The following is a 12761-nucleotide window of genomic DNA, read 5'->3' as shown; positions in this document are numbered from 1 at the left end:
TAATGCTTCGCGCAAACAAACATCTCTAAAAGAGTAGGAGGAACATAAGAATGGCGCTCAAGAAAAGTGAAGTTGCCCAATTCAAAAAGACATTGGAAGAGTTGAAAAATCAACTGACTAGGATTTTGCAGGGGTCGACAGCAGAAATTAAGAAACCTGACGAGGCGACTGGGTATTCTCAACACCAGGCGGATCAGGGAACGGATGACTTTGACCGGACCATTAACCTGGAAGTGACCGGGAACGAGTATGAAATCTTGCGTCAGGTTGAGCGGGCATTGGAAAAAATCGAGGACAATACTTACGGCGTCTGCGATATTACCGGAGAGGAGATCCCAAAAGCACGTTTGGAAGCTGTCCCTTATGCAACGATGACTGTCAAGGCTCAGGAGCAGATGGAAAAAGGATTGCTGTAAACCTTCCTTATGAAGAAAAAGACCAAAAGAAAGAAAAAAACTCCGCAGGAAAGAAGCATTTCCCTTCCTTGGATTCCATTGCTGGTCGGGATTGCGATTTTAGCAGCTGACCAGCTAACGAAGTATTTTGTGCATACAGAGATGCCTAGGATGACGCATGAAGCGCAGTGGTATCCCTACAATGGAGTCGGCGTTTTTGAAAATTTTTTAGGCGTTGAATTTTCGATTGTTCATGCGGTTAATTTCGGAGCCGCTTGGGGGATGTTTTCAAATTTTCAGGTTCCATTGCTGATTTTGCGTGTAGTTTTGATCATGGGGCTCTGCCTGTATCTGATTTTATTTAACAAGAACAAGTCTTTGATTTTGCCATTTCTATGCGTCATTGCCGGTGCAGCGGGGAATGTGATCGATTATTTCATTTATGGGCATGTTGTGGATATGTTCCATTTCGTATTATGGGGCTATGACTATCCCGTATTCAATATTGCAGATGCATTTATTTGCATCGGGATGGCCTTTTTAATTCTGATTCCGTGGTGTCAGTCCAAGGGATACACCCTCTGTAAATCTTAGGGAGTTTTCTCAAATGTCAATCCCTCCTCCGCTGCAAGCTTCGAAATGGATATCTGTGCAGGTGATGGTATCGCCAAGTGAGATGCGTTCCTTGTTGGAAGAGTTAGGAGAATTTACAATTCTCATGACAACGCCGGCAAAATCGCCTGAAGTGTCCAAAGAGCGCTTTCTGGAGATCTATGAAAACTATTGCACACAGTTGCAGAAAAAAGAGCTTCCCGACCCCGCTGAGTATCGTGCGTGTTTTTCCACCTTTTGGACGCGAAGCTGCGATGCTTATGTTCAGGTGCCTGTAGGTGAAATGACCTTGTGCCGGGCGGTCAAGCCTGTTGTGCAGTTGCAGTATCATTTGCTGGGATTTTCCCCTTTCGATAAAAAATTCCGTCCCATGGTTTTGGGAAAGGGGAGCATGCCTTGGGGTATTCAGTTCTCCTATCCCACATTATTTCAGGATAGGGAGACTCAACAAGTGCTGAAGGTTGGGACCGAGTTTCCCAATACTTTCCTGTTTCAGGCATTTAGAAAATGGGTGCGTCGATATACCGTTCCGACCCCTTTTGTCGTGGATGGAGAGACAATTAATGCACCTGTGCGGATCGGCCGTGAGGCGAGGCAGTGGATCAATGTCCACCCCCAGTTTTGTGAATATTCGATAGCTGTAAGAGAGGCGGAATGAAAGTGGAGTTGATTGTGATTGGAAGCGAAGTGCTCTCCGGTCATACAGTGAACACAAATTTGTCTTTTATCGGTCAAACACTCGATCGGGCAGGTTATACCCTTTCCAGAGAGACTGTGCTTCCTGATAATCATGAGGATTTAAAATCCGGATTTGCGGAGGCATTGAAGCGAAGCGATCTTGTCGTTGCAGCTGGAGGGCTCGGGCCAACAATTGATGATGTGACGCGGCATGCAGCTGCTGAAGTTTTTGAGTCATCTTTTCATTTTAATGAAACGGTTGCAAAACATTTGCGTGAGAGATTTGGCGAGAAATTTCCTACTGTCGAAGATCAGGCGGCAGTTCCGGAGAAAGCGATCCCTTTGCTCAACAATGTTGGAACTGCTCCCGGATTGATCTTTCAGGAAGGGAAAGGGACGTTGATCCTGATGCCGGGAATTCCCGCCGAGATGTGTCCAATTCTTACCGAGCAGGTGCTTCCTTTTCTCAAAAAAAAATTCCCTCTTAAAGAGCAGATTTATCGACGGTCTCTGCATTTCTTTGAGCTGTCGGAAAATGTGGTGGATGGGGTTCTTCGCACACTCGTTCAAAAATATCCTAAGGTAGATTTTGGCATTTATCCGGGGATGGGAGTTGTCTCTGTGACCCTTGCGGCTAAGGCAAAGAGCGCATCTGATGCAGACTTGCTTTTGCGGAAGCCTTACAGTGCATTGGAAGAGCATTTCGCAACCAACTGTTTTAAGTCCGATAGCGGACAGATTGAAGAGGCGGTGCAAAAGCTTTTCATTGAAAAAGGGTGGACCCTCAGTTGTGCGGAATCTTGCACAGGAGGAGCTGTAGCTGCTCGAATCACACAGCATTCCGGATCGTCCGGTTATTTTCTGGGATCGATCGTTTCTTATGCCAATGAGTTAAAGACCGCTGCATTGAAAGTGCCAGCGGAATTGATTCAAGAGAAGGGCGCTGTGAGCGAGGAGGTGGTCTCCTCCATGGTCAAAGGCGCCCTCGACTTGACCGGCAGCGATTTTGCCCTTGCGGTTTCCGGAATTGCCGGCCCTTTGGGAGGAACTCCGGAAAAACCGGCGGGGCTTGTTTGGTGCGCCGTTCAACACAAAGATGGAGAGCCGCATCTTTGGAAATTAAATCATCATTTGCCGCGCCAACTTGTGATTCTCAGAAGTGTGAATTCTTTGCTCAGCAATCTTATCTTATATAGTAAGCAGTACAATGTGTAATTTCTATCAATTGATCGATAGCGGTCATGAAAAAAAATTGGAGCAATTTGGTCTTTATCGGCTGATTCGGCCTGCAGCAGCGGCGATTTGGCATCCCAAGCTTCCTCAGGAAGAGTGGGATAAGGCGGACGGAGTCTTTTCCCGCGAAGGAAAGTCTCACTGGAAGAGGCCGATCAAAAAGACGTGGAACGTAAAAATCGGTGGAATCGCGTTTAAGTTAGCAGCAACTGATTTCGGCCATATTGGGGTCTTTCCTGAGCACGAGGAGGTTTGGCATTGGTCGGCGGACAGGATTAAACCGGGAGATCACGTTCTCAACCTATTTGCATACTCGGGAGGGGCGACCCTTGCTTGCGTCAAAGCCGGTGCGGAAGTTTGCCATGTTGACGCATCGAAAGGAACTGTTGAATGGGCGCGTGAGAACGCAGCTCTCAATAACCTAGATGCAGCTCCAATCCGTTGGATTGTTGATGACGTCGTGAAATTCCTCAAGCGTGAATTAAAAAGAGGGCGCAGATATGACGGGATCATTCTCGATCCGCCTACATTTGGCAGAGGCAGCCAGGGCCAGGTGTTTAAGATCGAACGCGATCTTCCTGCTCTTTTGGGGATGCTTGCGCAGTTTAAGCCTCGGTTTATCTCTTTGTCATGTCATACCGGCTCATTTACTCCTCTCATTTTGAAACGGCTGCTTCAGGATCCGTTCAATGGAGGGGTATTCGAAGAGGGGGAATTGCAGCTTAAGGGTCCGGGAGCTTATCTGCCTAATGGAACGTATGCGAGGTGGGTTCGTGATTGAGATCTCCAGCTTGCAAAATCAAAAAATCAAAGATGTTGTTCGATTGAGGGACAGGCGGCAGCGCGAAAAGACCGGAAAATTTCTGATTGAAGGGTATCGCGAACTTTTGCGGGCCGTGGATGCCGGGTTTGAGATCGAATCGCTTTTTATCTGCTCAAAGTTGTTTTTAGGAAGTCATGAGACGGCGTTGATCAGTCGTTGCGGAGACCCGGTGTATTCATGCGCAGAGCATGTATTTCGTAAGATTTCTTATCGCGACCGCCCTGATGGATTGCTTGCGGTTGCTCCGCAAAAGCGCCGCGCTCTTAAGCAATTGCCAACTCCTGATGGTTCGCCGTTTTATGTCGTTGCAGAAGCGATAGAGAAGCCGGGAAATTTGGGGACGATTCTGCGCTCATCCGATGCAGCCGGAGTAGATGGTTTGATTGTCTGTGATCGGTGCACAGATATTTACAATCCCAATGTTGTCAGAGCCAGTGTAGGGACTTTATTTACCGTACCTGTTTTAGAAGCGGAAGGGGAAGAGACGCTTAAATGGCTGAAAGAGCGCAGTATTTCCGTGCTGGCTGCGACACCGCATGCCAGAAGCCTCTATACGGAGGTGGAAATGACAGGGCCTCTTGCAATTGTTGTTGGAACCGAACAGCTGGGGTTGAGTGAGCTTTGGATGGAACATGCAGACATTCAAGTTCGAATTCCGATGATGGGAGTAGCGGATTCTCTTAATGTAGCGACAGCGACCACTCTGCTTCTATACGAAGCTATTCGTCAAAGGGCTCTTTTGTGACGCTTAAGATTCTCTATGAAGACAATCATCTGCTTGTGTTGGAAAAGCCTGGAGGGGTATTGACGCAGCCTAGTGGAACCAATCAAATCAGCTTAGAGGAGATGGGCAAACAGTGGATAAAAAAGAGCTATGGAAAGCAGGGAAACGTTTTTCTGGAAGCTGTTCATCGGCTGGATCAAGCTGCCTGTGGGATTGTCGTGTTTGCAAAAACGCGTAAGGCGTTAAGCCGATTGATGCTTGCAATTCGGGAAAAGAGGGTCAAAAAATGGTACCGAACCCAAGTTGAATGCGCACCTCAGCAAAATGAGGGAAGGCTTATCCATTATCTGATGCACAAAAAACATCGGGCCGAAGTTGTTTCCGGTGATGAGCTGGGAGCTAAATATGCATCGTTAACTTACAAAGTTATCAAGCCAGGTAAATACCCAATCTTAGAAATTCAATTGGAAACCGGAAGGTATCATCAGATTCGTTGTCAGCTGTCGGCGATCGGTTGTCCGATTATCGGAGATAAGAAGTATGGAAGCTCGATTCCTTATCATGGGCCTGGAATTGCTTTGTGCCATGTGAGAATGGAAATCCCTCATCCGGTTACTGGGGAAACGCTTTATACCGAATCAACTTCAAAAATCGGTTTTTGAAGTTGATTCGGTATTTATCCACCATCCAGTCTTTAATAAAAATTTATATTTTTTGTTAAGCTCTCATCTTAATTTAAAAAAATAATCAGAGGTATTTTGAAATGGGATCAACTGTTTCAACTTTATTAGATTCCCATCACATTCTTCATCCCAGGGAGGAGAATCATGAAATTGGCGCCCGCAACGAACCGACAATATTTAGACGTATTTTAGGTGTTGTACTGGTTGCACTAAGCATCCCTTTTACATTAGGGATTGCGACAGGACTTTACATTTATTGGGCTCACCGCAAAGTTAAATATATCGAAGAGCGTGACTATTCTGAGTTGCAGGCAAGGACAAATAAAGTTTTTGGTGAAATGATTCAAAGCGAAGCTCCTTCATCAGAGCAGGTGCAGTTTGAAGCGGCATTAAAGGCAATCCAACAGGGAGGCAAAATTCAACAGCTTCCTGAAGAGTATGATAAACGGGCTATAGCATTATTGGATGCTGCTTTGGCGTATGACAATACTTCTGCAGTGACTGCTTTAATGCTTAAATATGAAGATTCAGTTAACGATATCCACCTTGCAAATGTCAAAAGCGTCAAGATGCTTCACGCGATTCTTGAAAGGGTTCCTGAAGGGGAGGAACGGGAAAATTTGCTGAATAAAAAAGACGGTGAAGGAAATACTGCATTGCATTTGCAGAAAAATCTCTCCATTATTGAGGAACTGGTTAAAAAAGGAGCCAAATTTTCTGGAAACAGTTTAGAACTGTCTCCGCTTCACACATGTCAAGATCCTAAAATCGCAAAATATTTTATTGATCGATTTAAAGGAGAAATGGACATTCTTAACTTATCTAATGACGATGTGCCGGCTCCGATTTTTACCGTTCCTCCCGCAGTCGTGAGGGTGTTGATTGAGGAAGGCGCAAATGTGAAAGCGAGGGATCTAAAGGGTAATACTATCCTTTTCAGATTTACTGAAAAACCTTTCAGTAGCGATCCTCAATTGCTGGAATGGATCCTCTCCAAAATTGAAAATGCAGACGAGAAAAAGGATTTTATCTGTTTAGTTTGTCAAGAACATTCCATTTTGAATAAGTTAATCCAAAGTGATCAAGCTAACGTCGATATTGTTAAGGTGTTGCTCAATGCTGGAGCAAGGTACCCTAAACTCCAAAAAGGGGATTCTCCTCTGCAATATGTTAAGGTGCCGGAAGTGGCAGCCTGCTTAATCGATCATTACGGCGAAGATATTATGGAGAGAAAGAATAAAGACGGAGTCAGTCCATTGATTCAGGCAAGGTCTAACCTGGAAGTTTTCAAGATCATGATTGACAAAGGGGTTAAAGTCACAGAGGCGCGTGATAAAGATGAATCTACGATCCTTGCTTACTTTTCAGTTGAGCCTTTGAAAAACCATCCTGAATTAATCCATACCATTCTTGAAAAAATCGAGGATACTGATGAAAAAAAAGCGTTTGTTAATCACAAAGATACCAAAGGATTAGCCGCTTTGAATTACGGCCTTCATCCTTTACAAGTTGTGCAAGCATTAATTGAAGCAGGATCTGATGCCTCCCCTGGGGTTAGAGCTCTGAAAACTTGTAAAGATCCAGAACTTGCGCGATACTTGATGGAGAAATTTGGCAATCAATTTAACGAGAAACTTACAAAGGGTGTTTTAAGCCCATTATTTGTAAGTAAAAAAGACGGCAGCATCGCTTTAAGTGAATTATGTTCCTTAGAGAACATGAACCTATCCAACTAAATCTAACATCCAAGTATAAATCAAACCTAGAGTCACGAATCCATCCCAAATAACCTTTTTTCTTTCCCAACGATTCATTAAACGCCTACACCTCCTCTTTAGCCATGCGAAAGCACGCTCTACTTGCCACCTCCTTTTTTCTAAGTGGAAGGCATTCATTATTTCCACGCTTTTTGGAATATCTCGCCCTTGTATTTTTCGATAAGGAATAAATGGAAAGATACCACTTGATAAGAGTTTTTGACGCAGCCAGCTACAATCGTACCCCTTGTCGGCCTCGAGAACAATCATTCTTTCTGACAAATTTGACTTAGGCAAAATTGTTACTTTTTGAAGTAGTTTTTCAACTTCGGTCCTTTCGTTTCCTCCAGCACCTGTTGTGGTTGCTGCTAAAGGTTTGCCTCTTCCATCTACGATTAGATGGATTAATGAGCCCTTGCCTTTGTATCCATGAGATACCCCCTCGCCTCCTCCTGCTGAGGGGGGAAAAAGACCCGTCAACCGCTAGCTGGCTAAGGTCGATCAATCCTTGTTGGACTCCCTTCTGTAAGAGTCCGCTTAGAACCCTATCAAGGGTGCCATTTTCCGATAATTGTTTAGCCCATTTATGAGCTGTTGATCTAGGGACATACCACTTTGGATTTGATGGTAAATCAATCCAGCGACAACCTCTAGTTAAAATATAAATAATCGAATTCCAAACCTTTCTCATGTTGCTTCTAGGTGTTCCACGTTCCAAAGGAAATTTTGTATCCATAAGTCTAGAAATTATTTCCCATTGTTCATCCGAAAGGTAATTGAAGCCTCTTTTCATCGTTTCTCCACAAAAAGAGAAACTTATAACATACTCAATATTTTAGTTGGATAGGTTCATTGATGTCTTGAAAGCTTTCGTTGAAGGTGGTCTTAATGTTCATACGACAGATGACGAAGGTCTTGAACCTATCCACTATCTTAAGGAAGATGATGTGGAATTGGCAAAACTATTGATCGGCAACCGCCGCAGCGACCATGACTGGAAAGAAAATAAGCCTCCAGTAATGGATAATGAAGACTTTGTCAACTGGTTAAAAGACAGAGAGGAAGAGGACGTGAAAGAGGAAGAAATTGTTTAAGCATTCCCTCCTCCTGTTCAAAAAAATCCCGAGAGCGATTTTTCGCCTTCTCGGGATTTTTTTGTTAGCTAATTGACGATATAACATAGTATAAAATAATTTAAAATAGAGGTTTTATGCTATAATATCTTTATACCGATCATCACACATTGTTGGTCTGCCTTTGAATTTCAGCTCGCATCATGTGATCGGTATAAGGAGGAAGCCTTATGAGGATGATATGTTCTATTGCCATTTTTTTAATGATCGGCATGAACGCGGTCGCTTGGGGAGATGAAAGGGTTGCTGAAACTTTGGAAAACGTTGATTTCATTGTTGAAAATTTAAAAGATGAAAAGGGAAATCTCTACGGAGAAGCTTATTATGCATTGAATCACAACAATTATCCCATCCGCATTTCCATCAAGCTTGTTCAAGCGGAAAATGTGAATCAAAAGATTGTACCTTATACAATCATCATGGAGCCCGATGCTCGCGTATCTCTGGGGTCTGTGGCTAAAAACAAATCAGGAAAGGATGTTAAGTGGAAATATGAATGGGAAGTTGAACCTGATTTGCATGGTTTGCATACCGACAAGCTGGCTATATGCGCTAACAAGGATTTATAGCTGTCCTTGCCATTTGTACGCCTGCGGTTAAATTGCGTAGTTTCTCAAACGCAACCTTCCAGGTGCGCGTTCGTAGTCCGCAGTCGGGAGCGACTAGAATTCGGGAAGGATCTCCCAGCACGCGGCAAGCGTGGAGAATGCGGTCGCGGACCAGTTCAGGCGGTTCAATCCAATCGGTGTGGATATCAAGGACGCCGAGGCCGATATTGAAGGGAGTGTCTTTCAACAGTTTTAGCAATGAATAGCCGGGGCGCTCTCGATCGGAAATTCCAAGCTCTCTGCTGTCTCGGTTGGCATATTCAAGGTGGATTTCGTTCAAATATCCTTCCAATTCTAAAATTTTGGGAAAGAGACGGTGGTAGGCCGAATAACAGATGTGCACGCTGAAGAACGCTCTTCCCGCCAGATCGGAAATGCTCTTCTTCATAGCGTCAATAAAAAGATCGGTTTCTGCACGTTTCGTAGCTGCTGCGGGTTCGTCAATTTGCAGATATTGAGCCCCTTCATCCACCAACGCTTTCAGATTCGGATAGATCACTCGACTGGCAAGATCTGATAAAAATTGTTTGCGAGCAGATTTTTGTTTGGCCAGAATTGCGTTTCCTCCCGGGTATGTGTCCTTTCTATAATAAGAATCGTAAGACCAGTCAGCCAGGGTGTAAGCGCCTGTGACAGGAATCTTAACTGGGCAGGAAGCAAAGCTTTGGATTGTGCGGTACTCTTCAAGATGATAAGGAGTTTTGCATTCAGGTGTCAATTCGCAGGAAGCTCGGCGATAGTATTTGTTGTCAAAGCTGCGCACATGGCCGTGAAAGGTAAAACCGTTTGTGCGTCGGATGGGATACTCATACATTTCAACGCGATGCTGCTCGCCGTCCCAAACGATGTCAAGGCCGGCAGCCTCCAAAAATTTTGTGCCGTAAAGGGAAGAATAGAGGAGTATCTTATTTTTCTCTTGTGGAGAAAATCCATTCCTTTTCTGCAAGAGCTCTTTAAGATTGGGGAGCGCATCAATGTGCAGCTTTTCCCCCCACTTCACTGCTTCATCGATGTCATTGTTGTTCAGAGGAATGTTTCGCATCGCTTTGACGCGCCAAGGGGGTTTTGCAAGGGAACCGATATCATGAGTTGTGAGCAGTTTCATTGACTTTGTAGACTCTCTCTTAAATTGCGCACTTTAGCATCCATCACTTTTCGCGGGAGGAGCTCTGCCTGTGCATTGTAGGAGAAATAGAGGTTTTCTTTTGGGATATAGGTTTCAGCCTGCTGTTTGAATTGGAGAAGAATCTCTTTTTCTTCCAATAGAGCCGAATCGGTATCGATGATCCCTGCAATCAACAATTTGTCTTTTGGAAATGTGGGCAGAACATCCTCGATTGCATTGCGGTAGAAATCGATCGCTATCCCGTCGACAGGAAGGGAATACAAGTCATCCAATTCCTTGCCAATATTTTGAGAAATTGTTGCAAGTACAATGGGGGACTCCACCTGTTTTTTTAAGCGTTCAAGGAAGTTTCTTGCTTGCTGCTTATCGCTTTTTGAAATCGGCTGCCACCCGATACAGGGTTCTATAAAAACAAGAAGTCCTTTCGGCAAACGTTCAAAAAGGGGAATAAAAGCGTCTAATAAAAGGCCTGAGCTGAAGTGTTGAAAAAGGAACCAGAATGGAAAGGAATAAAGGGTTTTATCAGGGATGATTTGTGGAAAATAGTCTTCAATCCAATCAGAAGTTCTTTTCAGGTCAATTTCTCCGTCTCCTTCGATTGTCCGCCAGAAAGTATTGGTTTCGAAAAATCGGGTCAAAGCTCCCGAAGAAAATGTCGAGGAGAGGTGTGTTAGAGGTCTGATTAAGTCTTCCCAATGAAACTGTCCGGTCGACAGATAGTGAAACCCTTCTTGCAGCTTCATCAATTCTTTCCGGTCGTTGGCTTGAATCTTTTGAAGAGCTTCGCTGTCAATGCGTTTCCGGTCCCAATCCCTTGTTGCCTGCACGAGCTGCTCTGAGCGAGGGTATTGTCCCCATAAAATTATAGACATCCGCTCAGCCTTTGTTTCATATGTTTGATCAACCGCTGTGCACTTGGAAAATTATGGTACATCACCTGCTCAACGTTAAAGCCTAGATTAAAATGCTTGCGGGAGATGAAATATTTCAGCTCTTCTAAAACAAAATCGATCATTTCATCCACACGCTCTTCGACACATTCATCGCCTCCTCCTGAAAAATAGGAGCTGAGGGCGCTAGGGAATTCTACTCCAAGCCACTGAAGAAAAGCGATGTCTGTCAGCTTAGCTGCAGGAGCAAGAGATAGATACACTCGTGGAAGAGGAAGCTTTGCCGCCTGACAAAGCTTTGCAAGATTGAGAAGCACGCATTTCATGTTGGCGGTTTCATAGATAATTTGCGAGATGAAAAACTCAATGCCGCTTTCCATTTTCCTTAAGATCCTATCTGGCTCATTTTTTCGGGTAAAGATTGAGATCCCTCCAAGCTTAAGATCGGGAAAGCGGTTTCTGAGCAGCCGAGCCGCTGTTGTCACCTGCAATCCCGGATAGGAGATGGAAGATTTTTCCCCTCCAACCAAGATGAGATGGCGGACCCCCTTTCGATAAGCATTTTCTACCCATTCGATTAATTGAATTTCTGACCGATGAACGGTAATGAGATTAGGAATGGGAGTGATGGGGAAACTGTGGTTTTGCAGCCTATCGATAAAATCCAAAGTCTCGATTTTTGCGATGAGGGGAACTGTGCGCTCCTGCTCTTTTGATTCCCCGACAACTTCGGGGATATTAATGGAACGGATCTTTTCCTTTTTCAAAAAAATCAGGAGTTCGCTTGTCCATTCTTCGACCTGTTCCGCCTTCCATTTGATGGGGGGAGGGATCGCTTCATAAAACAGCTTATCCATCAGTTTCTTTGTTTTCTGTCTGCTCCATCTCCTGCTTCTCCTTTTCCATTTCAGATGCTGGAGGCATTGTGCTGAGCACTGTTTCCAAAGTTGTAAATTCGTTTAACACTTGATCGATATTCGAAAGGATGATTGGAGTGTCCTGATGGGAGGCGGCTTTTCCTTGAAGGAAAAGGTCTTTGAGCTGGTAAAGCGGCTGGATTAACAAGTTAATGTTCGTCGACTTGTTATTTCGGAATGTCTCCTGAGCGATTTGGTGCATATTATTGACAATGGTCAGAAAGGTCTCTTTGATATCGACATATTGAAGGTCTACTTCATTTAAGATCACTTTCGCCACTTCCAACATCGTGAGGGAGGATCTGCTGCCAACCTCTTCCAATTTCTTTTTCTGGGCTGCGTTTGTCAGCTTTCCAAGGTAAAAGAGGGGATAGTGCGCAACGGAAATATCAAACTTGGCGCAGTAGATCGCCGCTTTTCCCAGCATGGTAACAATGTGGCTGCATACAGGTTCCAGTTTTTGCCTTAACGCAGACTCGTAAATCATCTCGACCCGCTGGAAAAAATAGAACAGCGTGTAATTAACATGGTCTCCCTTTGCTTCTTCATCATTGAAATGGATGTTTTTGGCTTGGGCAAGATAATGTTTTGTTAGAGAGCGCATTCGATCAATGCTATTCAAACACAAGGTTGTGTCGTGCTTGGCCAGAGCTTTCATAGAGATTTCCGAAAAGGTATCGTACCAATCGCAAACTGTTTTAAAATCCGATTTTCTCACACTCTCTTCGGCCTTTTCACCGAAATATTCGATCACATGCCTGGGATCTAGATAGTTCATGACCCGATGGAGAAGATGCTTGATGACATCGATTGTGATCCCCAGAATGATTGTCCACCCCATCAGGAGGTAGGTGGGATTAAATGCGTGGATAAATAGCAGGTCGATAATGAAAACGTAGGTTAGAATGAGAAAGACGATGATCAGAGTGGCAGTCAGCTTTAAATTTTTGTCGCCTGCAAAGGTGCGCATCACTCCTGGCGTTGCATGCTGCTCGGCTTTCTGCAATGGACCCCAAGAGAACAGGGTAATGAGCAAAGCGGAAAGAAGTGTGATTGCCCCGATTAAAAAGAGTAGGATGCCGAACGGAATGGGATTCACTGCAACGGCTTTGGCAATCGGATTGAAAAATAGGAATATCGCAACGAGAATGGAGAAAATCGTCCCTGTCATGAAAAACTCTA

Annotated in this window: 16 protein-coding genes; 10 read left to right on the top strand and 6 right to left on the bottom strand. The window is 44.4% G+C overall.

Annotated features, from left to right (window positions below):
• Positions 1-50 precede the first annotated feature (50 nt).
• The 8 genes from WCW_RS08420 (at position 51) to WCW_RS08385 (ending at position 6884) form a co-directional block, all read left to right on the top strand.
• Positions 51-416: a TraR/DksA family transcriptional regulator gene (locus tag WCW_RS08420; protein ID WP_013182793.1), complete on the top strand. Its 366-nt coding sequence runs from the start codon at positions 51-53 to the stop codon at positions 414-416.
• 9 nt (positions 417-425) lie between these two features.
• A complete protein-coding gene (lspA, locus tag WCW_RS08415; RefSeq protein ID WP_013182792.1) occupies positions 426-989 on the top strand; it encodes a signal peptidase II in 564 nt (187 codons plus the stop codon).
• Between the two features lie 13 nt (positions 990-1002).
• Complete coding sequence (locus WCW_RS08410; protein ID WP_013182791.1) at positions 1003-1665, top strand: hypothetical protein; 663 nt, start codon at positions 1003-1005, stop codon at positions 1663-1665.
• Entirely contained in the window at positions 1662-2900 is a 1239-nt protein-coding gene (locus WCW_RS08405; protein WP_013182790.1) for a CinA family nicotinamide mononucleotide deamidase-related protein, read from the top strand. Before WCW_RS08410 ends, WCW_RS08405 begins: the two co-directional genes overlap by 4 nt.
• Positions 2893-3699: a class I SAM-dependent methyltransferase gene (locus WCW_RS08400; RefSeq protein WP_013182789.1), complete on the top strand. Its 807-nt coding sequence runs from the start codon at positions 2893-2895 to the stop codon at positions 3697-3699. The genes WCW_RS08405 and WCW_RS08400 overlap by 8 nt, the downstream gene beginning before the upstream one ends.
• Entirely contained in the window at positions 3668-4486 is an 819-nt protein-coding gene (locus WCW_RS08395; protein WP_013182788.1) for a TrmH family RNA methyltransferase, read from the top strand. Before WCW_RS08400 ends, WCW_RS08395 begins: the two co-directional genes overlap by 32 nt.
• Entirely contained in the window at positions 4483-5127 is a 645-nt protein-coding gene (locus WCW_RS08390; RefSeq protein ID WP_013182787.1) for an RluA family pseudouridine synthase, read from the top strand. The genes WCW_RS08395 and WCW_RS08390 overlap by 4 nt, the downstream gene beginning before the upstream one ends.
• 101 nt (positions 5128-5228) lie before the next feature.
• Complete coding sequence (locus WCW_RS08385) at positions 5229-6884, top strand: ankyrin repeat domain-containing protein (protein ID WP_013182786.1); 1656 nt, start codon at positions 5229-5231, stop codon at positions 6882-6884.
• Here WCW_RS08385 and WCW_RS08380 read toward each other — a convergent pair.
• Both WCW_RS08380 and WCW_RS10020 read right to left on the bottom strand, forming a co-directional pair.
• Positions 6873-7301, bottom strand: coding sequence for a transposase (locus WCW_RS08380; RefSeq protein ID WP_265100815.1), 429 nt, complete (start codon positions 7299-7301; stop codon positions 6873-6875). The two genes, WCW_RS08385 and WCW_RS08380, sit on opposite strands and share 12 nt — an antisense overlap.
• Complete coding sequence (locus WCW_RS10020; protein ID WP_013181820.1) at positions 7228-7698, bottom strand: transposase; 471 nt, start codon at positions 7696-7698, stop codon at positions 7228-7230. Before WCW_RS10020 ends, WCW_RS08380 begins: the two co-directional genes overlap by 74 nt.
• Positions 7699-7765: 67 nt before the next feature.
• Between WCW_RS10020 and WCW_RS08375 the strand changes: the two genes are divergently transcribed.
• Both WCW_RS08375 and WCW_RS08370 read left to right on the top strand, forming a co-directional pair.
• Positions 7766-7999, top strand: a complete 234-nt coding sequence (locus WCW_RS08375; protein ID WP_013182785.1) for a hypothetical protein — start codon at positions 7766-7768, stop codon at positions 7997-7999.
• A 215-nt stretch (positions 8000-8214) separates the two neighbouring features.
• A complete protein-coding gene (locus WCW_RS08370) occupies positions 8215-8607 on the top strand; it encodes a hypothetical protein (protein ID WP_143876374.1) in 393 nt (130 codons plus the stop codon).
• Here the strand turns inward: WCW_RS08370 and WCW_RS08365 are convergent.
• From WCW_RS08365 to WCW_RS08350, 4 genes are read right to left on the bottom strand one after another with little or no spacing between them, the layout of a single operon-like run.
• Positions 8591-9751, bottom strand: a complete 1161-nt coding sequence (locus tag WCW_RS08365; RefSeq protein WP_013182783.1) for a uroporphyrinogen decarboxylase/cobalamine-independent methonine synthase family protein — start codon at positions 9749-9751, stop codon at positions 8591-8593. The genes WCW_RS08370 and WCW_RS08365 overlap by 17 nt on opposite strands.
• Positions 9748-10644 carry a uroporphyrinogen decarboxylase/cobalamine-independent methonine synthase family protein gene (locus WCW_RS08360; RefSeq protein WP_013182782.1) on the bottom strand — a complete coding sequence of 299 codons (897 nt, stop codon included), beginning with the start codon at positions 10642-10644 and terminating at the stop codon, positions 9748-9750. The genes WCW_RS08365 and WCW_RS08360 overlap by 4 nt, the downstream gene beginning before the upstream one ends.
• Positions 10635-11519 (bottom strand): hypothetical protein, encoded by an 885-nt coding sequence (locus WCW_RS08355; protein ID WP_013182781.1) that lies wholly within the window; start codon positions 11517-11519, stop codon positions 10635-10637. Before WCW_RS08355 ends, WCW_RS08360 begins: the two co-directional genes overlap by 10 nt.
• Positions 11512-12750, bottom strand: a complete 1239-nt coding sequence (locus tag WCW_RS08350; RefSeq protein WP_013182780.1) for a hypothetical protein — start codon at positions 12748-12750, stop codon at positions 11512-11514. The genes WCW_RS08355 and WCW_RS08350 overlap by 8 nt, the downstream gene beginning before the upstream one ends.
• Between the last annotated feature and the right edge of the window lie 11 nt (positions 12751-12761).

Source organism: Waddlia chondrophila WSU 86-1044 (assembly GCF_000092785.1).
In the GTDB taxonomy this organism is placed as follows: Bacteria; Chlamydiota; Chlamydiia; order Chlamydiales; family Waddliaceae; genus Waddlia; species Waddlia chondrophila.
This window is presented reverse-complemented; position numbering and strand designations above follow the sequence as displayed.